Source organism: Pseudomonas sp. KH_040, assembly GCF_057839305.1.
On the sequence record NZ_CM174487.1, the window covers coordinates 5,978,217 to 6,002,652 of the forward strand.

Genomic DNA, 24,436 nt, shown 5'->3' on the forward strand with positions numbered 1-24,436 from the left:
TTGAAAGTCTGTAGTTTGAACCAAGCTGACCGGAAGGTCACCCGATTAGCGCAATAAAAGCGAAGATATTCTTAGAAAAGCAGCCTAAATAACGCAAAAACCGCCCAAATGAGGGCGGTTCTGCTTCTCGTTTAGACTTCGTTAAGCTGTACGTTGAGCAGCGTTGCGATTGCTTCTCCATACGCCGGATCGGCTTTGTAGAAATGCTGCAACTGACGATCAACGACGTCACTGGAAACACCCGACATCGCGCCAGCGATGTTGCTGACCAGCAATGCTTTCTGCTCATCGCTCATCAGACGGAACAGCGCACCGGCGTGGCTGTAGTAATCAGTGTCTTCGCGGTGATCGTAGCGATCAGCGGCACCGCTCAAGGCCAGCGCAGGTTCTGCGTAACGCGGAGCTTGTTTCGGTGCTTCGGTGTAGCTGTTCGGCTCGTAGTTAGGTGCTGCACCACCGTTACTGCCGAATGCCATCGAGCCGTCACGCTGGTAAGTGTTAACCGGGCTGCGTGGAGCATTCACCGGCAGTTGCTGGTGGTTGGTACCGACACGGTAGCGGTGCGCGTCGGCGTAAGCGAATACACGACCTTGCAGCATGCGATCTGGCGACAGACCAACACCCGGCACCATGTTGCTTGGGCCAAACGCCGCTTGCTCGACTTCAGCGAAGTAGTTCTGCGGGTTGCGATTCAGTTCCAGCTCACCGACTTCGATCAGCGGGAACTCTTTCTGCGACCAGGTTTTGGTCACGTCGAATGGGTTCTCGTAATGCGCCGCTGCTTGAGCTTCGGTCATGATCTGGATGCACACACGCCATTTCGGGAAGTCACCGCGCTCGATGGCTTCAAACAAATCACGCTGCGCGTAATCTGGATCATTGCCTGCCAAGCGCGCCGCATCGGCCGGCGCCAGGTTCTTGATGCCTTGCTTGGTCTTGTAGTGCCATTTTACCCAGTGACGCTCGCCTTCAGCGCTGATCAGGCTGTAGGTGTGGCTGCCGAAGCCGTGCATGTGACGGTAGCCGTCCGGGATGCCTCGATCGGAGAACAGAATGGTGACCTGGTGCAGCGCTTCAGGCGAATGCGACCAGAAGTCCCACATCATCTGCGCGCTTTTGAGATTGCTTTGCGGCAGACGTTTTTGCGTATGGATAAAGTCAGGAAATTTCAGTGGATCGCGAATGAAGAACACTGGCGTGTTGTTGCCAACGATGTCCCAGTTGCCTTCTTCGGTGTAGAACTTCAGCGCGAAGCCGCGTGGGTCACGCTCGGTATCCGCCGAACCACGTTCGCCGCCCACTGTGGAGAAGCGCAGGAAAGTCGGAGTTTGCTTGCCGACGGATTCGAACAGCTTGGCGCTGGTGTATTCAGTGATATCACGAGTAACGGTGAACGTGCCATAAGCACCCGAGCCCTTCGCATGTACGCGGCGTTCAGGGATGTTTTCACGGTTGAAGTGCGCGAGCTTCTCGATCAGGTGGAAATCGTCGAGCAGCAAAGGGCCACGCGGGCCGGCGGAGCGGGAATTCTGGTTATCGGCGACAGGTGCGCCACTGGCGGTCGTAAGCGTTTTGATCTGGCTCATACGGTCTTCTTCCTCTGTCAGTCTTGAAACTGCCGGCTAATCGGCTTGCTGGGAAGTATTGATCATCCATGTGACAGCCACAAATTCATTAACTTGCAGGCATCGATAGATAATTACTAATCATGTATCCCGGCACATAGTGACAACAGAACAATGTCAGAAGCTTGTACGAACGGCGCGTTTTTCTGCGGACACAAAAAACCGGGCGCTAGGCCCGGTTCTTCGTTTCAGACTGACGTCTTACTCGGCGGATACAGCTTCGCCAGCAGTAGCACGATCAACCAACTCGACGTACGCCATAGGCGCGTTGTCGCCAGTGCGGAAACCGCACTTGAGGATGCGCAGGTAGCCACCCTCACGGGTAGCGTAACGCTTGCCCAGGTCGTTGAAGAGCTTACCAACGATAGCTTTCGAACGAGTACGGTCGAAAGCCAGACGGCGGTTAGCCAGGCTGTCTGTCTTGGCCAGAGTGATCAGCGGCTCAGCAACGCGGCGCAGTTCTTTGGCTTTTGGCAGAGTAGTTTTGATCAGCTCGTGCTCGAACAGCGACACCGCCATGTTTTGAAACATGGCCTTGCGGTGCGAGCTGGTGCGGCTCAGGTGACGACCACTTTTACGATGACGCATGGTTCATTCCTTACCAAACACTACGTTCGGTGATTACGACGATCAGGCAGTCGCCTTGTCGTCCTTCTTAAGACTTGCAGGCGGCCAGTTGTCGAGGCGCATGCCGAGGGACAGACCGCGGGAGGCCAGAACGTCCTTGATTTCAGTCAAGGATTTCTTGCCCAGGTTCGGAGTCTTCAACAGCTCCACTTCGGTGCGCTGAATCAGGTCACCGATGTAGTAGATGTTTTCCGCCTTAAGGCAGTTAGCCGAACGTACAGTCAGTTCCAGATCGTCAACCGGGCGAAGCAGGATCGGATCGATCTCGTCTTCCTGCTCGACAACCACTGGCTCACTGTCACCTTTGAGGTCGACGAACGCAGCCAACTGCTGTTGCAGAATGGTTGCAGCGCGGCGGATAGCCTCTTCAGGATCCAGAGTACCGTTGGTTTCCAGATCAATAACCAGCTTGTCCAGGTTAGTACGCTGTTCGACACGGGCGTTTTCCACCACGTATGCGATACGGCGAACCGGGCTGAACGAAGAGTCGAGCTGCAAGCGACCGATGCTGCGGCTTTCGTCTTCATCGCTCTGACGCGAGTCTGCTGGTTCATAACCACGACCACGAGCTACGGTGAGCTTCATGTTCAGGGCGCCGTTAGACGCCAGGTTAGCGATTACGTGATCGGGATTAACGATCTCGACATCATGATCCAGCTGAATATCGGCAGCGGTAACCACCCCCGAACCCTTCTTCGACAAGGTCAGCGTAACTTCGTCACGACCGTGCAGCTTGATGGCCAGACCTTTAAGGTTCAACAGGATTTCAATTACGTCTTCCTGTACACCTTCGATGGCGCTGTACTCGTGGAGCACACCGTCAATCTCGGCCTCGACTACTGCGCAGCCGGGCATTGAGGACAACAGGATGCGTCGCAGCGCGTTGCCCAGGGTGTGGCCAAAACCACGCTCGAGAGGCTCGAGAGTGATCTTGGCGCGGGTTGGACTGACAACCTGCACATCAATATGGCGGGGTGTCAGGAACTCATTTACCGAAATCTGCATGGATGCACCTATTTTCTAGCCCTTACTTGGAGTAGAGCTCGACAATCAGGCTTTCGTTGATGTCGGCGGACAGATCACTGCGAGCAGGAACGTTCTTGAAAACGCCCGACTTCTTCTCAGTGTCTACTTCTACCCATTCTACGCGGCCACGTTGGGCACACAGATCGAGAGCTTGGACAATGCGAAGTTGGTTTTTTGCTTTCTCGCGAACTGCAACCACGTCACCAGCACGAACCTGATACGACGGAACGTTTACGGTCTGACCGTTAACGCTGATCGACTTGTGCGATACCAGTTGACGGGATTCGGCACGAGTCGAACCAAAGCCCATACGGTATACAACGTTGTCCAGACGGCATTCGAGCAGTTGCAGCAGGTTTTCACCGGTTGCACCTTTCTTGCCAGCAGCTTCTTTGTAGTAGCCGCTGAACTGACGCTCGAGAACGCCGTAGATACGACGGACCTTCTGCTTTTCACGCAGTTGGGTGCCGTAGTCGGACTGGCGACCGCGGCGTTGGCCGTGGATACCAGGTGCTGCTTCAATGTTGCACTTCGATTCGATCGCGCGCACGCCGCTCTTCAGGAAGAGATCGGTGCCTTCGCGACGAGCGAGTTTGCATTTTGGACCAATGTAACGAGCCATTCTTTACAATCTCCTGGATTACACGCGGCGCTTCTTCGGCGGACGGCACCCGTTGTGCGGGATTGGCGTCACGTCGGTGATGCTGGCGATCTTGTAGCCACAGCCGTTCAAAGCGCGGACTGCGGATTCACGACCTGGACCTGGACCTTTGACGTTGACGTCGAGGTTTTTCAGGCCATATTCCAGCGCAGCTTGACCAGCACGTTCAGCAGCTACTTGAGCAGCAAACGGGGTGGACTTGCGGGAACCGCGGAAACCCGAACCACCAGAGGTAGCCCAAGAAAGCGCGTTACCTTGACGGTCGGTGATGGTCACGATTGTGTTGTTAAAAGAAGCATGGATGTGGGCGATGCCATCAACCACTGTCTTTTTAACTTTTTTACGAGGACGAGCAGCAGGTTTTGCCATGATTAATTTCCTGTCGATTCGCGTGGGCGATTACTTGCGGATCGGCTTACGCGGACCTTTACGGGTACGCGCGTTAGTCTTGGTACGCTGACCGCGTACTGGAAGACCACGACGATGACGCAGACCACGGTAGCAACCGAGGTCCATCAAACGCTTGATTTTCATGTTGATTTCGCGACGCAGGTCACCTTCAGTGGTGAACTTCGCCACTTCGCCACGCAATTGCTCAATCTGCTCGTCGCTCAGATCTTTGATCTTTGCGGCTGGGTTTACCCCAGTCTCTGCGCAAATTTTCTGCGCAGTAGTGCGACCAACACCATAGATGTAGGTCAGCGAGATAACAGTGTGCTTGTTATCTGGAATGTTAACGCCTGCAATACGGGCCATTCAGTGGGACTCCAATTGACAGCTACCTACGCCCCGGAAGCCAAGAAATAGGGCGCGAGATAATATCGCTGTAATAACAAATAATCAACCCGGCAGCGCACTAGCTGCCGGGCTTCAAGCGGATCACACTCAGCCTTGGCGCTGTTTGTGACGCGGTTCCGCGCTGCAAATTACTCGAACAACACCTTCGCGGCGAATAATCTTGCAGTTACGGCACAGCTTTTTCACCGATGCACGAACTTTCATCACCAACTCCTCGAACCTTATGGGTACTCAGCGCAACATGCCGCTGCCGTAACCCTTCAGGTTGGCTTTCTTCATCAGGGATTCGTACTGGTGCGAAACGAGGTGCGATTGTACTTGGGACATGAAGTCCATCACAACCACGACCACGATCAGCAACGAGGTCCCGCCAAGGTAGAACGGAACGTTTGCTGCAACCACCAGGAACTGGGGCAACAGGCACACGGCCGTCATGTAAAGAGCACCGAACATGGTCAAGCGGGTCAGAACGCCATCAATGTAGCGCGCAGACTGCTCACCTGGACGGATGCCCGGAATAAAGGCACCGGACTTCTTCAGGTTTTCCGCTACGTCTTTCGGATTGAACATCAACGCCGTATAGAAGAAGCAGAAGAAAATAATCCCTGCACTAAACAGCAGAATATTCAACGGCTGACCAGGAGCGATCGACTGCGAGATGTCCTGCAACCAGCCCATACCTTCAGACTGACCAAACCAGGCACCCAGCGAAGCCGGGAACAGCAAAATGCTGCTCGCGAAAATAGCCGGAATAACACCGGCCATGTTCACCTTCAGCGGCAAGTGGCTTGTCTGCGCAGCAAAAACCTTGCGGCCCTGCTGACGCTTGGCGTAGTGAACAGCGATACGACGCTGACCACGCTCAATGAACACCACAAAACCGATAATCGCTACTGCCAGCAAACCGATGGCAACCAAGGCGAAGATGTTGATATCACCCTGACGCGCAGACTCGAAAGACTGCCCGATTGCTCTCGGAAGACCGGCGACGATACCCGAAAAAATCAACATCGAGATACCGTTACCTACACCACGCTCAGTAATCTGCTCACCCAGCCACATCATGAACATCGCACCAGCCACAAAAGTGGATACCGCGACGAAATGGAAGCCAAAGTCACCAGTGAACGCAACGCCCTGCCCCGCCAGACCAATGGACATGCCAATAGCCTGAACGAGAGCGAGGACGACGGTGCCGTAGCGGGTGTACTGGCTGATCTTGCGACGGCCAGCTTCACCTTCCTTCTTCAACTGCTCCAGCTGCGGGCTGACGGCGGTCATCAGTTGCATGATGATCGATGCCGAAATGTACGGCATGATCCCCAGTGCAAAGATGCTCATCCGTTCCAGCGCGCCGCCGGAGAACATGTTGAACAAGCTAAGAATGGTCCCCTCATTCTGTCGAAACAGGTCTGCGAGTCGGTCCGGGTTGATACCTGGAACCGGGATGTGTGCGCCTATTCGGTAGACGATAATCGCCAGGAACAGAAAACGCAGACGAGCCCAGAGTTCAGACATACCGCCTTTGCCGAGCGCAGAGAGAGCACCTTGCTTAGCCATTTATTCCTCGAACTTGCCGCCAGCTGCTTCGATAGCCGCACGCGCACCTTTGGTGGCGCCGATTCCCTTGCCGATAGTGACAGCGCGAGTCACTTCACCGGACAGCATGATTTTCACACGCTGTACGTTGACGTTGATCACGTTGGCATCTTTCAGGGACTGCACGGTGACGATGTCGCCTTCCACTTTAGCCAACTCGGACAAACGCACTTCTGCGCGATCCATGGCTTTCAGGGAAACGAAACCGAACTTCGGCAGGCGACGATGCAGCGGCTGTTGACCGCCTTCAAAGCCTGGAGCGATGGTGCCACCGGAGCGGGAGGTCTGACCTTTGTGACCACGGCCACCAGTCTTACCCAAACCGCTACCGATACCACGGCCCGGACGATGCTTTTCGCGACGGGAACCCGGCGCTGGACTCAGATCATTGAGTTTCATCGATTAACCCTCGACACGCAGCATGTAGTAAGCCTTGTTGATCATCCCGCGATTCTCGGGAGTATCCTGGACTTCTACAGTGTGACCGATGCGACGCAGACCCAGACCCTTAACGCACAGTTTGTGGTTAGGGATGCGGCCGGTCATGCTTTTGATCAGCGTTACTTTAACGGTAGCCATGATCAGAAGATCTCCTTGACGCTTTTGCCACGCTTGGCGGCAATGGATTCAGGAGACTGCATAGCTTTCAAACCTTTGAAAGTGGCGTGAACCACGTTTACCGGGTTAGTCGAGCCGTAGCACTTGGCCAGAACGTTCTGAACACCAGCAACCTCGAGGACAGCACGCATAGCGCCGCCAGCGATGATACCGGTACCTTCAGAAGCAGGCTGCATGTACACCTTCGAAGCGCCGTGAGCGGACTTCATTGCGTACTGCAGAGTGGTGCCGTTCAGATCAACTTGGATCATGTTGCGGCGAGCAGCTTCCATTGCCTTCTGGATCGCAGCAGGCACTTCACGCGACTTGCCACGGCCGAAGCCAACACGCCCTTTACCATCACCAACCACGGTCAACGCGGTGAAAGTGAAGATACGGCCGCCTTTAACGGTTTTGGCTACGCGGTTAACTTGAACCAGCTTCTCAATGTAGCCTTCGTCGCGCTTTTGGTCGTTATTTGACATAACTTAGAACTCCAGCCCAGCTTCACGAGCAGCATCAGCCAGCGCTTTAACGCGGCCGTGGTACTTGAAGCCAGAGCGGTCGAAAGCCACTTGCGAGACGCCAGCGGCCTTAGCACGCGTAGCGACCAGCTGGCCAACCTTTGTGGCCGCGTCGATGTTGCCAGTGGCGCCATCACGCAGTTCTTTATCCAAAGTCGAGGCGCTTGCCAGGACTTTGTTGCCGTCGGCCGAGATGACCTGGGCGTAGATGTGCTGCGACGAGCGGAACACGCAGAGACGCACGACTTCGAGTTCGTGCATTTTCAGGCGTGCTTTGCGAGCGCGACGCAGTCGAGTAACTTTTTTGTCGGTCATTTGCTATGCCCTACTTCTTCTTGGCTTCTTTACGACGGACGACTTCGTCCGCGTAGCGCACACCTTTGCCTTTGTACGGCTCTGGTGGACGGAAGTCGCGGATCTCAGCGGCCACTTGACCTACCAGCTGCTTATCGATGCCCTTGATCAGGATATCGGTCTGGCTAGGAGTCTCAGCGGTGATGCCTTCCGGCAGTTCGTAATCCACTGGGTGCGAGAAGCCAAGGGCCAGGTTCAAAACCGTGCCTTTTGCTTGCGCCTTGTAACCAACACCGACCAGCTGGAGCTTGCGCTCGAAGCCTTGGCTTACGCCTTGGACCATGTTGTTTACCAACGCACGCGTGGTACCGGCCATTGCGCGAGTTTGTTGATCGCCATTGCGAGCAGCGAAACGCAGCTCACCAGCTTCTTCAACGATCTCAACGGACGAATGGATGTTCAGTTCAAGAGTACCCTTGGCACCCTTCACCGAAAGCTGTTGGCCTGCGAATTTTACTTCGACACCGGCTGGCAGCTTAACGGGGTTCTTAGCGACGCGAGACATGCTTATCCCCCCTTAGAACACAGTGCAAAGAACTTCGCCGCCGACACCGGCAGCGCGCGCAGCACGATCCGTCATCACACCTTTGTTGGTGGAGACGATAGACACGCCAAGACCGCCACGAACTTTCGGCAGATCTTCAACGGACTTGTACTGACGCAGGCCTGGACGACTAACGCGCTTCACTTCTTCGATAACCGGACGGCCTTCGAAGTACTTCAGCTCGATGGACAACGACGGCTTAGCGTCGGTGGTGATCTGAAAATCCGCGATGTAACCTTCGTCCTTCAGGACTTTTGCTACAGCCACCTTCAGCGTGGAAGACGGCATGCTTACGACAGACTTTTCAGCCATCTGGGCATTACGGATTCGAGTTAGCATGTCCGCTAACGGGTCCTGCATACTCATGGGCTAGACGCTCCTAATACAGAAAAATTAGCCTTGCGGCTACTACTTGTCGCCGAGAACTTCCGGGCATGAAAAACACGGGCTCAGGCGAGCCGGTCATTCTAGACACACCCCAGAAATGAATCAAGCCCCAAAAGGGGCTTGATTCAGATTCAAGGCCACCGATGGTCAGGTTCTTGCGAACCCGAACATCGAGACTTTGACAACAATTACCAGCTGGCTTTAACCAGACCTGGTACGTCACCACGCATTGCAGCTTCACGCAGCTTGTTACGGCCGAGGCCGAACTTGCGGTAAACGCCGTGCGGACGACCAGTCAGGCGGCAACGGTTACGCATGCGCGCAGCGCTTGCGTCACGTGGTTGCTTCTGCAGAGCTACGGTAGCTTCCCAACGCGCTTCTGGACTTGCGTTCAGATCGACGATGATAGCTTTCAGCGCTGCACGCTTGGTGGCGTACTTGGCAACAGTGAGCTGACGCTTCAGCTCACGGTTCTTCATGCTCTTCTTGGCCATTTTCCTACTCCAATCAGTTGCGGAACGGGAATTTGAAAGCACGCAGCAGAGCGCGGCCTTCATCATCGTTCTTGGCAGTGGTGGTCAGGGTAATGTCCAGACCGCGGAGAGCATCGATCTTGTCGTAGTCGATTTCCGGGAAAATGATCTGCTCTTTTACGCCCATGCTGTAGTTACCACGACCATCAAAGGACTTGGCATTCAGGCCGCGGAAGTCGCGAACCCGAGGCAGGGAGATCGACAGCAGACGATCCAGGAACTCATACATACGCTCACGGCGCAGGGTCACCTTGACGCCGATCGGCCATCCTTCACGGACTTTAAAGCCAGCGATGGATTTACGAGCGTAGGTCACAACGACTTTTTGGCCGGTGATCTTTTCCAGGTCAGCAACAGCATGCTCGATGACTTTCTTGTCACCAACAGCTTCGCCCAGACCCATGTTCAGGGTGATTTTTGTAACGCGTGGAACTTCCATCACGTTCGAAAGCTTAAGTTCTTCCTTAAGCTTCGGTGCGATTTCCTTCCAGTAAATCTCTTTTAGTCGTGCCATGGTCTTCTACCTAGCAGTGTTCAAGCATCAACCGCTTTTTGGGTCGACTTGAAGACACGAATTTTCTTGCCGTCTTCTACTTTGAAACCAACGCGGTCAGCCTTGTTGGTTTCGCCGTTGAAAATGGCGACGTTAGAAGCGTCCAGTGGAGCTTCTTTTTCGACGATACCGCCTTGCACGCCCGACATCGGGTTAGGCTTGGTATGACGCTTAACCAGGTTCAGACCACCAATAACCAGACGGTTATTAGCAAGAACCTTAAGCACCTTACCGCGCTTACCTTTGTCTTTGCCGGCGATCACGATGATCTCGTCGTCACGACGAATCTTTTGCATGTCGGATCTCCTTACAGCACTTCTGGGGCGAGCGAGACGATCTTCATGAACTTCTCAGTACGAAGTTCACGGGTCACTGGCCCAAAGATACGGGTGCCGATCGGCTCTTGCTTGTTGTTCAGAAGAACAGCAGCGTTGCCATCAAAGCGGATAATGGAGCCATCAGCACGACGTACGCCGTGACGAGTGCGGACTACAACAGCAGTCATCACTTGGCCTTTTTTCACTTTACCGCGAGGAATTGCTTCCTTCACGGTAACTTTGATGATGTCACCGATACCAGCGTAACGACGATGGGAGCCACCCAGCACCTTGATGCACATAACGCGGCGAGCGCCGCTGTTATCGGCCACATCGAGCATGGATTGAGTCTGAATCATATAATTTCTCCGACCCCTAGTCCTTAGACTTCCACAGCGCGTTCGAGAACATCAACCAGCGCCCAAGACTTGGTCTTGGCCAAAGGACGAGTTTCACGAATAGTGACTTTGTCGCCGATGTGGCACTGATTGGTTTCGTCGTGCGCGTGCAGCTTAGTCGAACGCTTAACGTATTTACCGTAGATCGGGTGCTTAACGCGACGCTCGATCAGTACGGTGATGGTTTTGTCCATCTTGTCGCTGACAACACGGCCAGTCAGCGTACGGACAGTTTTTTCGGCTTCAGCCATGATTACTTACCTGCCTGCTGGTTGAGCACAGTCTTCACGCGAGCGATGTCACGCTTAACTTGCGAGAGCAGATGAGACTGCCCCAACTGGCCAGTTGCTTTCTGCATACGCAGATTGAACTGGTCGCGCAGCAAGCCGAGCAGTTGCTCGTTCAGCTGCTGTGCGGATTTTTCACGAAGTTCATTCGCTTTCATCACATCACCGTCCGTTTAACAAAGGCGGTGGCGAGCGGCAGCTTTGCAGCAGCCAGGGCAAAAGCCTCACGCGCCAGCTCTTCAGAAACACCCTCGATTTCATACAGGACTTTGCCTGGCTGAATCTGGGCAACCCAGTACTCCACACTACCCTTACCTTTACCCATCCGAACTTCGAGTGGCTTCTTGGAAATAGGCTTGTCCGGGAATACACGGATCCAGATCTTGCCGCCACGTTTAACGTGACGGGTCAGAGCACGACGCGCTGACTCGATCTGACGAGCGGTGAGACGACCACGAGCTACAGACTTCAGCGCGAACTCGCCGAAGCTGACTTTGCTACCGCGCTGAGCCAGACCACGGTTGTGGCCTGTCATCTGCTTGCGGAACTTCGTACGCTTAGGTTGCAACATTTGGCGTACCCCTTACTTAGCAGCTTTTTTACGAGGCGCTGGTGCTTGTGGTTTCAGCTCTTCTTGGCGACCACCAATTACTTCGCCTTTGAAGATCCAAACCTTTACACCGATCACACCATAAGTGGTGTGAGCTTCGTAGTTGGCATAGTCGATGTCGGCACGCAGGGTGTGCAATGGCACACGACCTTCGCGATACCATTCAGTACGTGCGATTTCAGCACCGCCGAGACGACCGCTCACTTGGATTTTGATGCCTTTGGCACCAATGCGCATGGCGTTCTGAACGGCGCGCTTCATAGCGCGACGGAACATTACACGACGCTCCAGCTGCTGAGCTACGCTCTGCGCAACCAGCATACCGTCGAGTTCCGGCTTGCGGATCTCTTCGATATTGATGTGCACAGGCACACCCATTTGCTTGGTCAGGTCCTGACGCAGTTTCTCAACATCTTCACCTTTCTTCCCGATAACGATACCTGGGCGAGCGGTGTGGATGGTGATACGTGCAGTTTGAGCCGGACGATGGATATCGATACGGCTTACGGACGCGCTTTTTAGTTTGTCTTGGAGATACTCACGCACTTTCAGATCTGCGAACAAATAGTCCGCATAAGTCCGACCGTCTGCGTACCAGACGGAGGTGTGCTCCTTGACGATTCCCAGGCGAATGCCAATGGGATGTACTTTCTGACCCATCTCTTCGACTCCGTTACTTGTCAGCAACCTTGACAGTGATATGGCAAGACCGCTTGACGATGCGATCAGCACGGCCTTTGGCACGTGGCATGATGCGCTTCAGCGAACGCCCTTCGTTGACGAAAACGGTGCTGACCTTCAGGTCATCAACGTCTGCGCCTTCGTTATGCTCGGCGTTGGCTACGGCCGACTCCAGCACTTTCTTCATGATCTCGGCGGCTTTCTTACTGCTGAAAGCCAACAAGTTGAGCGCTTCGCCCACCTTCTTCCCGCGGATCTGGTCGGCGACCAAGCGGGCTTTCTGGGCGGAGATTCGAGCGCCCGACAACTTAGCGGCTACTTCCATTTCCTAACCCCTTAACGCTTGGCTTTCTTGTCAGCCACGTGCCCACGATAAGTGCGGGTACCGGCGAACTCGCCCAGTTTATGGCCGACCATGTCTTCGTTCACGAGAACTGGGACGTGCTGACGACCGTTATGTACGGCGATGGTCAGACCGACCATCTGTGGCAGGATCATCGAACGACGCGACCAAGTCTTAATTGGTTTGCGATCGTTCTTTTCCGCCGCCACTTCGATCTTCTTCAGTAGGTGAAGATCAATAAAAGGACCTTTTTTCAGAGAACGTGGCACTGTCGTATCCCTCTATTTACTTGCGACGACGGACGATCATTTTGTCGGTACGCTTATTACCACGAGTCTTCGCGCCCTTAGTCGGGAAGCCCCATGGCGATACCGGATGACGACCACCAGAGGTACGACCTTCACCACCACCATGTGGGTGGTCAACCGGGTTCATGGCAACACCACGAACGGTTGGGCGAACGCCACGCCAGCGTTTGGCACCAGCTTTACCCAGCGAACGCAGGCTATGCTCGGAGTTCGAGACTTCGCCCAGGGTCGCACGGCATTCAGCCAGGACTTTACGCATTTCACCGGAACGCAGACGCAGGGTAACGTACACACCTTCACGAGCGATCAGCTGAGCCGAAGCACCAGCGGAACGAGCGATCTGTGCGCCTTTACCTGGCTTCAGTTCGATGCCGTGTACAGTAGAACCCACTGGAATGTTGCGCAGTTGCAGAGCGTTGCCTGGCTTGATTGGAGCCAGAGCGCCTGCGATCAGCTGGTCGCCAGCACTCACGCCTTTAGGGGCAATGATGTAGCGGCGCTCGCCGTCTGCGTAGCAGAGCAGTGCGATGTGAGCAGTACGGTTTGGATCGTATTCGATACGCTCGACAGTGGCGACGATGCCATCTTTGTCGTTGCGACGGAAATCGACCATACGATAATGCTGCTTATGACCACCACCGATGTGACGCGTGGTAATACGGCCATTGTTGTTACGACCACCAGTCTTCGATTTTTTCTCGAGCAGCGGTGCGTGAGGAGCGCCTTTATGCAGCTCCTGGTTGACCACCTTGACCACAAAACGGCGGCCAGGGGAAGTCGGTTTGCATTTAACGATTGCCATGATGCACCCCTTCCTTACTCAGCACTGCTGCTGAAATCGAGATCTTGGCCTGGCTGAAGGGAGATAACTGCCTTCTTCCAGTCATTACGCTTGCCCAGACCGCGAGCAGTGCGCTTGCTCTTACCCAGAACGTTCAGGGTAGTGACGCGCTCTACTTTCACGCTGAACAGGCTTTCGACGGCCTTCTTGATTTCCAGCTTGGTTGCATCAGTAGCAACCTTGAAAACGAACTGGCCTTTCTTGTCTGCCAGAACCGTAGCCTTCTCGGAAACGTGCGGGCCAAGCAGAACTTTAAATACGCGTTCCTGGTTCATCCCAGCAGCTCCTCGAATTTCTTCACGGCCGACACGGTGATCAACACCTTGTCGTATGCGATCAGACTAACTGGATCGGAACCTTGAACGTCACGTACATCTACGTGCGGCAGGTTACGAGCAGCCAGGTACAGGTTCTGATCAACAGCGTCCGACACGATCAAAACGTCGGTCAGGCTCATGTTGTTCAGCTTGCCCAGCAGGTCTTTGGTTTTCGGAGTTTCAACAGCGAAATCCTGAACCACGACCAGACGATCAGTACGCACCAGCTCAGCAAGGATGGAACGCATTGCTGCGCGATACATCTTCTTGTTCAGCTTCTGGGAGTGATCCTGTGGACGAGCTGCGAAAGTGGTACCGCCGCCACGCCAGATTGGGCTACGGATAGTACCGGCACGAGCACGGCCAGTACCTTTCTGACGCCATGGGCGCTTGCCGCCACCACGAACGTCGGAACGGGTCTTTTGCTGCTTGGTACCTTGACGGCCGCCGGCCATGTAGGCCACGACTGCTTGGTGAACCAGCGTCTCATTGAACTCGCCGCCAAACGTCAGTTCGGAAACTTCGATCGCTTGAGCGTCATTTACATTTAATTGCATGTCAGCTTCCCCTTAACCGCGAGCCTTGGCTGCTGGACGTACAACCAGGTTGCCGCCAGTAGCGCCAGGAACAGCACCCTTGACCAACAACAGATTGCGTTCAGCGTCCACGCGCACTACTTCCAGGGACTGCACGGTCACGCGCTCAGCGCCCATATGACCGGACATTTTTTTGCCCTTGAATACACGACCAGGAGTCTGGCACTGGCCGATAGAGCCTGGGACGCGGTGGGATACGGAGTTACCGTGGGTGTTATCTTGCCCGCGGAAATTCCAACGCTTGATCGTACCCTGGAAGCCTTTACCCTTGGACTGACCGGTTACATCAACCAGTTGACCAGCGGCGAAGATTTCAGCGTTGATCAGATCGCCAGCCTGGTACTCGCCTTCTTCAAGACGGAATTCCATGGTGGTGCGACCAGCGGCAACGTTCGCCTTGGCGAAGTGGCCAGCCTGAGCTGCTGTTACACGCGAAGCACGACGCTCGCCGACAGTGACTTGCACTGCACGATAGCCATCGGTCTCTTCAGTTTTGAACTGGGTGACGCGATTCGGTTCGATCTCAATGACCGTGACCGGAATGGAGACACCTTCTTCGGTGAAAATACGGGTCATACCGCATTTACGACCGACTACACCAATAGTCATGTTGTAAACCTCATGAGTGTACGGGGCTTTCACCCGCTATGGCCGCCCATTTCAGAGCGTTACACGACTAAGACCGAGTCTTAGCCGAGGCTGATCTGCACTTCCACACCGGCCGCAAGATCAAGCTTCATAAGTGCATCAACGGTTTTATCCGTTGGCTGGACGATGTCCAGAACGCGCTTATGAGTGCGGATTTCGTACTGGTCGCGCGCGTCTTTGTTGACGTGCGGAGAAACCAGAACGGTAAACCGCTCTTTACGGGTAGGCAGTGGAATTGGACCACGCACTTGAGCACCAGTACGTTTCGCGGTTTCCACGATTTCCTGGGTTGATTGGTCGATCAGGCGATGGTCAAAAGCCTTCAACCTGATACGGATTTGCTGATTTTGCATTGGATTTCAGACTCCGGCTGCTATTCCCACCGAGCGCAATACGCCCGTTAAAAGGAGGCGCAATTCTATAGACGCCCCAGATAGGTGTCAACCCAATAAAAAAGCCCCCGCTGAGCGGGGGCTTTTTCACATCATCAAGCAATCTCTATAAAAGAGAATTACGCGATGATTTTGGCTACGACACCAGCGCCGACGGTACGACCGCCTTCACGGATAGCGAAACGCAGACCATCTTCCATTGCGATGGTTTTGATCAGGGTAACAGTCATCTGAATGTTGTCACCTGGCATTACCATTTCAACGCCTTCTGGCAGCTCGCAGTTACCAGTCACGTCAGTAGTACGGAAGTAGAACTGTGGACGGTAGCCTTTGAAGAACGGAGTATGACGACCGCCTTCTTCCTTGCTCAGAACGTAAACTTCTGCGGTGAAAGTAGTGTGCGGCTTAACCGAACCTGGCTTAACCAGAACCTGACCACGCTCAACGTCGTCACGCTTGGTGCCACGCAGCAGAACGCCGCAGTTCTCGCCAGCACGACCTTCGTCGAGCAGCTTGCGGAACATTTCAACACCGGTGCAAGTAGTAACGGTGGTGTCACGCAGACCAACGATTTCCAGCGGATCTTGAACGCGAACGATACCGCGCTCGATACGACCGGTCACAACAGTACCGCGACCCGAGATCGAGAATACGTCTTCGATTGGCATCAGGAACGGCTTGTCGGTTACACGCACTGGTTCTGGGATGTAGCTGTCCAGAGTTTCAACCAGTTTCTTGACGGCAGTGGTGCCCATCTCGTTGTCGTCTTTGCCTTCCAGAGCCATACGAGCCGAACCGATGATGATCGGAGTATCGTCGCCTGGGAAGTCATAGGTGGACAGCAGGTCGCGAACTTCCATCTCAACCAGTTCCAGCAGCTCAGCGTCGTCTACCAGGTCAGCCTTGTTCAGGAAAACCACGATGTACGGAACGCCAACCTGACGGGACAGCAGGATGTGCTCACGGGTTTGTGGCATCGGACCATCAGCGGCCGAGCAAACCAGAATAGCGCCGTCCATTTGAGCAGCACCGGTGATCATGTTCTTCACATAGTCAGCGTGACCTGGGCAGTCAACGTGAGCGTAGTGACGGATCTTCGAGTTGTACTCAACGTGCGCGGTGTTGATGGTGATACCGCGAGCCTTCTCTTCCGGTGCGCTGTCGATCTTGTCGAAGTCAACGATTGCGGAACCGAAAACTTCGGAGCAAACGCGAGTCAGAGCAGCAGTCAGAGTGGTTTTACCGTGGTCAACGTGACCGATGGTGCCAACGTTGACGTGCGGTAGGGAACGATCAAATTTTTCTTTAGCCACGACAATTAACTCCTAGCCTAAAGGGGCTGAATCAGCCTTGTTTTTTGGTTACGGATTCGACGATGTGCGACGGAGCCGTATCGTATTTTTTGAATTCCATAGAGTAGCTTGCGCGACCCTGGGACATGGAACGAACGTCGGTCGCATAACCGAACATCTCACCCAGTGGAACCTCGGCACGGATAACCTTGCCGGACACTGTGTCTTCCATACCCTGGATCATGCCGCGACGACGGTTAAGGTCGCCCATCACATCACCCATATAGTCTTCAGGCGTAACAACCTCTACAGCCATGATCGGCTCAAGCAACTCACCACCGCCCTTCTGGGCCAGTTGCTTGGTCGCCATGGAGGCAGCCACTTTAAACGCCATCTCGTTGGAGTCGACGTCGTGGTAAGAACCATCGAACACGGTAGCCTTCAGGCCGATCAGCGGATAGCCGGCAACAACGCCGTTCTTCATCTGCTCTTCGATACCTTTCTGGATAGCCGGGATGTATTCCTTAGGAACCACACCACCTACAACTTCGTTCACGAATTGCAGACCTTCCTGACCTTCGTCAGCAGGAGCAAAACGAATCCAGCAGTGACCAAACTGGCCGCGACCACCGGATTGACGAACGAACTTGCCTTCGATTTCACAGTTCTTCGTGATGCGCTCACGATACGAAACCTGAGGCTTGCCGATGTTGGCTTCGACGTTGAACTCACGGCGCATCCGGTCAACCAGGATGTCCAGGTGCAGCTCGCCCATGCCGGAGATGATCGTTTGACCAGTCTCTTCATCAGTTTTAACGCGGAAAGACGGGTCTTCCTGAGCAAGTTTGCCCAGAGCGATACCCATTTTTTCCTGGTCATCCTTGGTCTTAGGCTCTACGGCAACCGAAATAACCGGCTCCGGGAAGTCCATGCGAACCAGAATGATTGGCTTGTCAGCGTTGCAGAGGGTTTCACCAGTGGTGACGTCCTTCATGCCGATCAGGGCCGCGATGTCACCAGCGCGCACTTCCTTGATCTCTTCACGGGCGTTTGCGTGCATTTGCACCATACGACCCACGCGCTCTTTTTTGCCTTTAACCGAGTTGATCACGCCGTCGCCGGAGTTCAACACGCCCGAGTAAACGCGGACGAAGGTCAAGGTACCCACGAATGGGTCGGTAGCGATCTTGAACGCCAGAGCCGAGAACGGCTCCGCATCGTCTGCATGACGCTCCAGCTCGATTTCCTCGTTATCCGGGTCAGTACCCTTGATAGCAGGAATGTCGGTTGGCGCAGGCAGGAAGTCGATAACGGCGTCGAGAACCAGGGGAACACCCTTGTTCTTGAACGAAGAACCGCAAACAGCCAGTACGATTTCGCCGGCGATAGTACGCTGACGCAAAGCAGCTTTGATCTCTACGATCGACAGCTCTTCGCCTTCCAGGTACTTGTTCATCAGCTCTTCGTTGGCTTCGGCAGCAGCCTCAACCATGTTGTTGCGCCACTCTTCAGCCAGCTCTTGCAGCTCAGCAGGAATGTCCTTGCGAACAGGGACCATACCTTTGTCAGAGTCGTTCCAGTAGACAGCTTGCATGTTGATCAGATCGATCTGACCCTGGAAGTTGTCTTCGGAACCGATAGCCAACTGGATTGGCACCGGAGTGTGACCCAGACGCTGCTTGATCTGACCGATCACGCGCAGGAAGTTAGCGCCAGCACGGTCCATCTTGTTTACGTAAACAAGACGTGGAACGCCGTACTTGTTGGCTTGACGCCATACGGTTTCCGACTGAGGCTCAACACCCGAAGTACCGCAGAACACAACGACAGCGCCGTCGAGTACACGCAGGGAGCGTTCAACTTCAATAGTGAAGTCAACGTGGCCCGGGGTATCGATTACGTTAAAGCGATGCTCGTCTTTGTACTGCTTCTCGGAACCTTTCCAGAAGGCGGTAATAGCAGCAGAAGTAATGGTAATACCACGCTCCTGCTCCTGAACCATCCAGTCTGTGGTCGCGGCGCCGTCATGCACCTCGCCCATTTTGTGACTTTTGCCGGTGTAAAAAAGGACGCGCTCAGTGGTGGTGGTTTTACCAGCATCCACGTGAGCGACGATACCGATGTTACGGTAGCGGCTAATCGGAGTAGTACGAGCCATAAAGCCCTCGCAAAATTAGTGAAGCTAAAATTAGAAGCGGTAGTGCGAGAAAGCTTTGTTAGCTTCAGCCATACGGTGCACGTCTTCACGCTTCTTAACAGCAGCACCTTTACCTTCAGCAGCATCCAGCAGTTCGCCAGCCAAACGCAGAGCCATAGACTTCTCGCCACGCTTACGGGCGAAGTCTACCAACCAGCGCATTGCCAGAGCGTTACGACGGGAAGGACGAACCTCGACCGGAACCTGGTAAGTAGCACCACCAACGCGGCGCGACTTCACTTCGACCAGCGGAGCGATGGCGTCGAGTGCTTTTTCGAAGAGTTCCAGGGGATCGGTGCCAGCCTTACGGGTCGCAACGGTTTCCAGGGCACCATAAACGATACGCTCGGCAACGGCTTTCTTGCCGCTTTCCATAACGTGGTTCATGAATTTGGCGAGGATCTGGCTTCCGTATTTCGGATCGTCCAGAATCTCACGCTTTGCTGCTACGCGACGTCTTGGCATGATAAGCCCTCAAGCGGTCTTCAGGTTAGCTCGGGACAGATCCAATGGATGCGTGCCCGACCTTACTCTTATCGACTCAATAAAATGAAAATCTGCAAAACGGCCGATTACTTCGGACGTTTGGTACCGTACTTCGAACGACCCTGGTTACGACCTTTAACGCCGGAAGTATCCAAGGAGCCGCGAACGGTGTGGTAACGAACACCTGGCAAGTCTTTTACACGACCGCCGCGGATCAGTACCACGCTGTGCTCTTGCAGGTTGTGACCTTCACCACCGATGTACGAGGAAACCTCGAAACCGTTGGTCAGGCGCACACGGCATACTTTACGCAGTGCCGAGTTAGGTTTTTTCGGCGTAGTGGTGTACACACGGGTGCACACGCCACGACGTTGCGGGCAGTTCTGCAGCGCAGGTACGTCGGATTTCTCGACGATACGCTTACGCGGCTGACGTACCAGCTGGTTGATAGTTGCCATCTACTAGCTCCACTGTTGTCTTGCGACGCTATTGTCTTGCAAGAAAAGCAAAATGGCAGGAACGAATTCCCGCCAAATTTAGGGGATCAAGAGTCTAAAGAGGATCTTGTCCCCAGTCAAGGCAAGGCCCCGACCTCCCCGCCCCTCGAACCTCGACAAATTGTCTCGATTCGATGAACGGAGCGACCAGGGCCTTACGCTCATTTATCGCAGAACTCAGTTACCGCTCGAGTTCAGCGCTTCGGTCAGTGCAGCTTCCACTTCACTGGCGCTTACGCGCAGCGGCTTGTCTGCTTCACGACGACGCTTGCGCTCGCTGTGATATGCCAGGCCGGTACCTGCCGGGATCAGACGACCCACGACAACGTTTTCTTTCAGGCCGCGCAGGTAGTCGCGCTTGCCGGTGACTGCCGCTTCGGTCAGTACACGAGTGGTTTCCTGGAAGGAAGCCGCCGAGATGAACGATTCGGTGGACAACGACGCCTTGGTGATACCCAGCAGAACGCGAGTGTATTTGGAGACGAACTTGTCTTCGCCGCCCAAACGCTCGTTTTCTACCAGTACGTGAGTCAGTTCCATCTGGTCGCCCTTGATGAAACTCGAATCGCCGGATTCAGCGATTTCAACTTTACGCAGCATCTGACGCAGGATGGTCTCGATGTGCTTGTCGTTGATCTTCACGCCTTGCAGACGGTAAACATCCTGGATCTCGTTGACGATGTACTTGGCCAACGCGCTCACACCCAGCAGACGCAGGATGTCGTGCGGATCGCTTGGACCGTCGGAGATAACTTCGCCGCGGTTTACCTGTTCGCCTTCGAAGACGTTCAGGTGACGCCACTTCGGAATCAGCTCTTCGTACGGATCGGTACCGTCGTTCGGGGTAATAACCAGACGGCGCTTGCCTTTGGTTTCTTTACCGAACGCGATGGTGCCGCTGACTTCAGCGAGAATCGACGCTTCTTTCGGACGACGAGCTTCGAACAAGTCGGCAACACGCGGCAGACCACCGGTGATGTCACGAGTCTTCGAAGTTTCTTGCGGGATACGCGCGATAACATCACCGATCGCGATCTTCGCACCGTCAGCCACACCGACCAGGGCGTTGGCTGGCAGGAAGTACTGAGCGATAACGTCAGTGCCTGGCAGCAACAGATCCTTGCCGTTGTCGTCGACCATCTTCACTGCCGGACGGATTTCTTTGCCCGCAGCTGGACGATCTTTCGCGTCGAGGACTTCAATGTTGGTCATACCGGTCAATTCGTCAGTCTGACGCTTGATCGTGATGCCTTCTTCCATGCCCACGTAGGTCACGGTACCTTTCATTTCGGTAACGATTGGGTGAGTGTGCGGATCCCACTTGGCCACGATTGCGCCAGCGTCGACCTTGTCACCTTCTTTAACCGAAATCACAGCACCGTACGGCAGCTTGTAACGCTCACGCTCACGACCGAAGTCATCAGCGATGGCCAGCTCACCGGAACGGGACACAGCAACCAGGTGACCATCCACTCGCTCAACGTGCTTCAGGTTGTGCAGACGGACGGTACCGCCATTCTTCACCTGAACGCTGTCGGCTGCGGAAGTACGGCTTGCCGCACCACCGATGTGGAACGTACGCATCGTCAGCTGGGTACCCGGCTCACCGATGGACTGGGCAGCGATAACGCCGACCGCTTCACCGATGTTCACCTGGTGACCACGAGCCAAGTCACGGCCATAGCACTTGGCGCAAATGCCATAGCGGGTTTCGCAACTGATCGGCGAACGCACGATCACTTCGTCGATGCTGTTCAGCTCGATGAACTCGACCCACTTCTCGTCTACCAGAGTACCGGCTGGAACGATAACGTCCTCGGTGCCTGGCTTGAATACGTCACGGGCAATAACACGACCCAATACGCGCTCACCCAACGGCTCTACAACGTCACCGCCTTCAATGTGCGGAGTCATCAGCAGACCGTGTTCGGTGCCGCAATCGATCTCGGTTACAACCAGATCCTGCGCCACGTCTACCAGACGACGAGTCAGGTAACCGGAGTTCGCAGTTTTCAACGCGGTATCCGCCAGACCTTTACGAGCACCGTGAGTCGAGATGAAGTACTGAAGTACGCTCAAACCTTCACGGAAGTTCGCAGTAATCGGCGTTTCAATGATGGAACCGTCCGGCTTGGCCATCAGACCACGCATACCGGCCAGCTGACGAATCTGTGCTGCGGAACCCCGCGCACCCGAGTCGGCCATCATGTACATCGAGTTGAACGACTCTTGATCGACTTCAACGCCGTGACGGTCGATAACCTTCTCTTTCGAGAGGTTGGCCATCATTGCCTTGGAAACTTCGTCGTTCGCTTTCGACCAAAGGTCGATCACTTTGTTGTACTTCTCGCCCTGGGTTACCAGGCCGGAGGCGTACTGGCTCTCGATCTCTTTCACTTCGTCGGTGGCAGCACCGATGATGCGGGCTTTCTCGTCCGGGATAACGAAGTCGTTAACACCGATGGAAACGCCGGAGATGGTCGAGTAAGCGAAACCGGTGTACATCAACTGGTCAGCGAAGATCACGGTCTCTTTCAGACCAACCACGCGGTAGCACTGGTTGATCAGCTTGGAGATCGCCTTTTTCTTCATCGGCAGGTTGACGACGTCGTACGACAGGCCTTTTGGCACAACCTGGAACAGCAGCGCACGGCCGACAGTGGTGTCGACGATACGGGTACCGCTCACGCTGTTGCCGTCACGGTCGTTGACGGTTTCGTTGATACGTACTTTAACCTTGGCGTGCAGTGCGGCTTCGCCGGCACGGAACACACGGTCAACTTCCTGCAGATCCGCGAACACACGACCTTCGCCCTTGGCGTTGATCGCTTCACGAGTCATGTAGTACAGACCCAATACAACGTCCTGCGACGGAACGATGATTGGCTCACCGTTGGCTGGCGACAGAATGTTGTTGGTCGACATCATCAACGCACGCGCTTCCAACTGGGCTTCCAGAGTCAGCGGTACGTGCACGGCCATTTGGTCGCCGTCGAAGTCGGCGTTGTACGCGGCGCAGACCAGAGGGTGCAGCTGGATAGCCTTACCTTCAATCAGTACCGGTTCAAACGCCTGGATACCCAGACGGTGAAGGGTCGGTGCACGGTTGAGAAGAACCGGGTGTTCGCGAATCACTTCAGCGAGAACGTCCCAAACCTCTGGCAGTTCGCGCTCGACCATTTTCTTGGCCGCTTTGATGGTGGTCGCGAGACCACGCATTTCGAGCTTGCCGAAAATGAACGGCTTGAACAGCTCGAGAGCCATCTTCTTCGGCAGACCGCACTGGTGCAGACGCAGGGTCGGGCCTACGGTAATTACCGAACGACCGGAGTAGTCAACACGCTTACCGAGCAAGTTCTGACGGAAACGACCTTGCTTACCCTTGATCATGTCAGCCAGGGATTTCAGAGGACGCTTGTTCGAACCGGTGATAGCGCGGCCACGACGACCGTTGTCGAGCAGAGCATCGACAGCTTCCTGCAACATACGCTTTTCGTTGCGCACGATGATGTCCGGAGCGGACAGATCCAGCAGGCGCTTCAAACGGTTGTTACGGTTGATCACTCGACGATACAGATCGTTGAGGTCGGAAGTCGCGAAACGACCGCCGTCCAGCGGGACCAGTGGACGCAGATCTGGCGGCAGAACCGGCAGAACGGTCAGCACCATCCACTCTGGCAAGTTGCCGGAACCCTGGAAGGCTTCCATCAACTTCAGACGCTTGGACAGCTTCTTGATCTTGGTTTCAGAGTTGGTTTGCGGAATTTCTTCGCGCAGACGGCCAATCTCGTGTTCCAGGTCGATAGCGTGCAGCAGTTCACGAACAGCTTCAGCACCCATACGGGCGTCGAAGTCGTCACCGAACTCTTCCAGCGCTTCGAAGTACTGCTCGTCATTCAGCAGCTGACCTTTTTCAAGGGTGGTCATGCCTGGATCGATAACGACATAGCTCTCGAAGTAGAGAACGCGTTCGATATCACGCAGGGTCATGTCCATCAGCAAGCCGATACGGGACGGCAGCGATTTCAGGAACCAGATGTGGGCAACCGGCGAAGCCAGTTCGATGTGCGCCATGCGCTCACGACGAACCTTGGCCAGTGCAACTTCAACGCCGCACTTCTCGCAGATCACACCACGGTGCTTCAAGCGCTTGTACTTACCGCACAGGCACTCGTAATCCTTTACCGGGCCAAAGATCTTGGCGCAGAACAGGCCATCACGTTCAGGTTTGAACGTACGGTAGTTGATGGTTTCCGGCTTTTTAACTTCACCGAACGACCATGAGCGGATCATCTCAGGCGAGGCCAATCCGATACGGATGGCGTCGAACTCTTCGACTTGACCCTGGTTTTTCAGCAAATTCAGTAGGTCTTTCAAGGCCTTTCCTCCTGGCGGAGC

34 protein-coding genes are annotated in these 24,436 nt (G+C 54.7%); all 34 read right to left on the bottom strand.

Annotated elements, in window-relative coordinates; translation table 11 throughout:
* Positions 1–131 precede the first annotated feature (131 nt).
* Positions 132–1,586, bottom strand: a complete 1,455-nt coding sequence (locus AC3IUF_RS26625) for a catalase (RefSeq protein WP_489279740.1) — start codon at positions 1,584–1,586, stop codon at positions 132–134.
* Between the two features lie 240 nt (positions 1,587–1,826).
* A complete protein-coding gene (rplQ, locus tag AC3IUF_RS26630) occupies positions 1,827–2,213 on the bottom strand; it encodes a 50S ribosomal protein L17 (RefSeq protein WP_007918448.1) in 387 nt (128 codons plus the stop codon).
* A 42-nt stretch (positions 2,214–2,255) separates the two neighbouring features.
* Positions 2,256–3,257 (bottom strand): DNA-directed RNA polymerase subunit alpha, encoded by a 1,002-nt coding sequence (locus AC3IUF_RS26635; protein ID WP_003186012.1) that lies wholly within the window; start codon positions 3,255–3,257, stop codon positions 2,256–2,258.
* A gap of 22 nt (positions 3,258–3,279) precedes the next feature.
* On the bottom strand, positions 3,280–3,900 hold the full coding sequence (gene rpsD, locus AC3IUF_RS26640) for a 30S ribosomal protein S4 (protein ID WP_003176404.1): 621 nt from the start codon (positions 3,898–3,900) through the stop codon (positions 3,280–3,282).
* An 18-nt stretch (positions 3,901–3,918) separates the two neighbouring features.
* Positions 3,919–4,308, bottom strand: a complete 390-nt coding sequence (gene rpsK / locus AC3IUF_RS26645; RefSeq protein WP_002555466.1) for a 30S ribosomal protein S11 — start codon at positions 4,306–4,308, stop codon at positions 3,919–3,921.
* Between the two features lie 30 nt (positions 4,309–4,338).
* On the bottom strand, positions 4,339–4,695 hold the full coding sequence (rpsM, locus tag AC3IUF_RS26650) for a 30S ribosomal protein S13 (RefSeq protein ID WP_009045849.1): 357 nt from the start codon (positions 4,693–4,695) through the stop codon (positions 4,339–4,341).
* A gap of 129 nt (positions 4,696–4,824) precedes the next feature.
* Positions 4,825–4,941, bottom strand: coding sequence for a 50S ribosomal protein L36 (gene rpmJ, locus AC3IUF_RS26655; RefSeq protein ID WP_002555468.1), 117 nt, complete (start codon positions 4,939–4,941; stop codon positions 4,825–4,827).
* 27 nt (positions 4,942–4,968) lie between these two features.
* Entirely contained in the window at positions 4,969–6,297 is a 1,329-nt protein-coding gene (gene secY / locus AC3IUF_RS26660) for a preprotein translocase subunit SecY (RefSeq protein WP_003228718.1), read from the bottom strand.
* Positions 6,298–6,735: a 50S ribosomal protein L15 gene (gene rplO / locus AC3IUF_RS26665; RefSeq protein WP_003228720.1), complete on the bottom strand. Its 438-nt coding sequence runs from the start codon at positions 6,733–6,735 to the stop codon at positions 6,298–6,300. It lies immediately after the preceding gene.
* Between the two features lie 3 nt (positions 6,736–6,738).
* Positions 6,739–6,915, bottom strand: coding sequence for a 50S ribosomal protein L30 (rpmD, locus tag AC3IUF_RS26670; protein ID WP_003176408.1), 177 nt, complete (start codon positions 6,913–6,915; stop codon positions 6,739–6,741).
* Positions 6,916–6,917: 2 nt separating this feature from the next.
* Positions 6,918–7,418 carry a 30S ribosomal protein S5 gene (gene rpsE, locus AC3IUF_RS26675; protein ID WP_003186035.1) on the bottom strand — a complete coding sequence of 167 codons (501 nt, stop codon included), beginning with the start codon at positions 7,416–7,418 and terminating at the stop codon, positions 6,918–6,920.
* Positions 7,419–7,421: 3 nt separating this feature from the next.
* Complete coding sequence (gene rplR / locus AC3IUF_RS26680) at positions 7,422–7,772, bottom strand: 50S ribosomal protein L18 (protein WP_003186037.1); 351 nt, start codon at positions 7,770–7,772, stop codon at positions 7,422–7,424.
* Between the two features lie 10 nt (positions 7,773–7,782).
* A complete protein-coding gene (rplF, locus tag AC3IUF_RS26685; protein ID WP_003176412.1) occupies positions 7,783–8,316 on the bottom strand; it encodes a 50S ribosomal protein L6 in 534 nt (177 codons plus the stop codon).
* Positions 8,317–8,328: 12 nt separating this feature from the next.
* A complete protein-coding gene (gene rpsH / locus AC3IUF_RS26690; RefSeq protein WP_007918458.1) occupies positions 8,329–8,721 on the bottom strand; it encodes a 30S ribosomal protein S8 in 393 nt (130 codons plus the stop codon).
* Between the two features lie 209 nt (positions 8,722–8,930).
* Positions 8,931–9,236, bottom strand: a complete 306-nt coding sequence (gene rpsN, locus AC3IUF_RS26695; protein WP_007918460.1) for a 30S ribosomal protein S14 — start codon at positions 9,234–9,236, stop codon at positions 8,931–8,933.
* Between the two features lie 13 nt (positions 9,237–9,249).
* Positions 9,250–9,789 (bottom strand): 50S ribosomal protein L5, encoded by a 540-nt coding sequence (gene rplE / locus AC3IUF_RS26700; protein WP_003176415.1) that lies wholly within the window; start codon positions 9,787–9,789, stop codon positions 9,250–9,252.
* Positions 9,790–9,809: 20 nt separating this feature from the next.
* Complete coding sequence (rplX, locus tag AC3IUF_RS26705; RefSeq protein ID WP_003176416.1) at positions 9,810–10,124, bottom strand: 50S ribosomal protein L24; 315 nt, start codon at positions 10,122–10,124, stop codon at positions 9,810–9,812.
* Between the two features lie 11 nt (positions 10,125–10,135).
* Positions 10,136–10,504 (bottom strand): 50S ribosomal protein L14, encoded by a 369-nt coding sequence (rplN, locus tag AC3IUF_RS26710; protein WP_002555479.1) that lies wholly within the window; start codon positions 10,502–10,504, stop codon positions 10,136–10,138.
* A 23-nt stretch (positions 10,505–10,527) separates the two neighbouring features.
* Positions 10,528–10,794, bottom strand: coding sequence for a 30S ribosomal protein S17 (rpsQ, locus tag AC3IUF_RS26715; RefSeq protein ID WP_003176419.1), 267 nt, complete (start codon positions 10,792–10,794; stop codon positions 10,528–10,530).
* Between the two features lie 2 nt (positions 10,795–10,796).
* On the bottom strand, positions 10,797–10,988 hold the full coding sequence (gene rpmC, locus AC3IUF_RS26720; RefSeq protein WP_002555481.1) for a 50S ribosomal protein L29: 192 nt from the start codon (positions 10,986–10,988) through the stop codon (positions 10,797–10,799).
* The gene (gene rplP, locus AC3IUF_RS26725) at positions 10,988–11,401 is read right to left on the bottom strand and encodes a 50S ribosomal protein L16 (RefSeq protein WP_007896757.1); all 414 of its coding nucleotides are present in this window, start codon (positions 11,399–11,401) and stop codon (positions 10,988–10,990) included. The genes rpmC and rplP overlap by 1 nt, the downstream gene beginning before the upstream one ends.
* A gap of 12 nt (positions 11,402–11,413) precedes the next feature.
* Positions 11,414–12,100: a 30S ribosomal protein S3 gene (gene rpsC / locus AC3IUF_RS26730; protein ID WP_003176422.1), complete on the bottom strand. Its 687-nt coding sequence runs from the start codon at positions 12,098–12,100 to the stop codon at positions 11,414–11,416.
* 13 nt (positions 12,101–12,113) lie between these two features.
* Entirely contained in the window at positions 12,114–12,446 is a 333-nt protein-coding gene (gene rplV, locus AC3IUF_RS26735) for a 50S ribosomal protein L22 (RefSeq protein ID WP_003103908.1), read from the bottom strand.
* Positions 12,447–12,457: 11 nt separating this feature from the next.
* Entirely contained in the window at positions 12,458–12,733 is a 276-nt protein-coding gene (gene rpsS / locus AC3IUF_RS26740) for a 30S ribosomal protein S19 (RefSeq protein WP_003228731.1), read from the bottom strand.
* 16 nt (positions 12,734–12,749) lie between these two features.
* Positions 12,750–13,574: a 50S ribosomal protein L2 gene (rplB, locus tag AC3IUF_RS26745; protein WP_003228734.1), complete on the bottom strand. Its 825-nt coding sequence runs from the start codon at positions 13,572–13,574 to the stop codon at positions 12,750–12,752.
* A 14-nt stretch (positions 13,575–13,588) separates the two neighbouring features.
* Entirely contained in the window at positions 13,589–13,888 is a 300-nt protein-coding gene (gene rplW, locus AC3IUF_RS26750) for a 50S ribosomal protein L23 (protein ID WP_002555488.1), read from the bottom strand.
* Positions 13,885–14,487 (bottom strand): 50S ribosomal protein L4, encoded by a 603-nt coding sequence (gene rplD, locus AC3IUF_RS26755; RefSeq protein WP_007918468.1) that lies wholly within the window; start codon positions 14,485–14,487, stop codon positions 13,885–13,887. The genes rplW and rplD overlap by 4 nt, the downstream gene beginning before the upstream one ends.
* A gap of 12 nt (positions 14,488–14,499) precedes the next feature.
* Positions 14,500–15,135, bottom strand: a complete 636-nt coding sequence (rplC, locus tag AC3IUF_RS26760) for a 50S ribosomal protein L3 (RefSeq protein WP_003228738.1) — start codon at positions 15,133–15,135, stop codon at positions 14,500–14,502.
* Between the two features lie 80 nt (positions 15,136–15,215).
* Positions 15,216–15,527: a 30S ribosomal protein S10 gene (gene rpsJ / locus AC3IUF_RS26765; protein WP_003186070.1), complete on the bottom strand. Its 312-nt coding sequence runs from the start codon at positions 15,525–15,527 to the stop codon at positions 15,216–15,218.
* A 158-nt stretch (positions 15,528–15,685) separates the two neighbouring features.
* Entirely contained in the window at positions 15,686–16,879 is a 1,194-nt protein-coding gene (tuf, locus tag AC3IUF_RS26770; RefSeq protein ID WP_007918472.1) for an elongation factor Tu, read from the bottom strand.
* A gap of 31 nt (positions 16,880–16,910) precedes the next feature.
* A complete protein-coding gene (gene fusA / locus AC3IUF_RS26775; protein WP_007950179.1) occupies positions 16,911–19,016 on the bottom strand; it encodes an elongation factor G in 2,106 nt (701 codons plus the stop codon).
* Between the two features lie 30 nt (positions 19,017–19,046).
* Positions 19,047–19,520: a 30S ribosomal protein S7 gene (gene rpsG, locus AC3IUF_RS26780; protein ID WP_007916467.1), complete on the bottom strand. Its 474-nt coding sequence runs from the start codon at positions 19,518–19,520 to the stop codon at positions 19,047–19,049.
* Between the two features lie 107 nt (positions 19,521–19,627).
* Positions 19,628–19,999 (bottom strand): 30S ribosomal protein S12, encoded by a 372-nt coding sequence (gene rpsL / locus AC3IUF_RS26785; protein ID WP_003186084.1) that lies wholly within the window; start codon positions 19,997–19,999, stop codon positions 19,628–19,630.
* A gap of 216 nt (positions 20,000–20,215) precedes the next feature.
* A complete protein-coding gene (gene rpoC / locus AC3IUF_RS26790; protein ID WP_007916472.1) occupies positions 20,216–24,415 on the bottom strand; it encodes a DNA-directed RNA polymerase subunit beta' in 4,200 nt (1,399 codons plus the stop codon).
* Positions 24,416–24,436 lie beyond the last annotated feature (21 nt).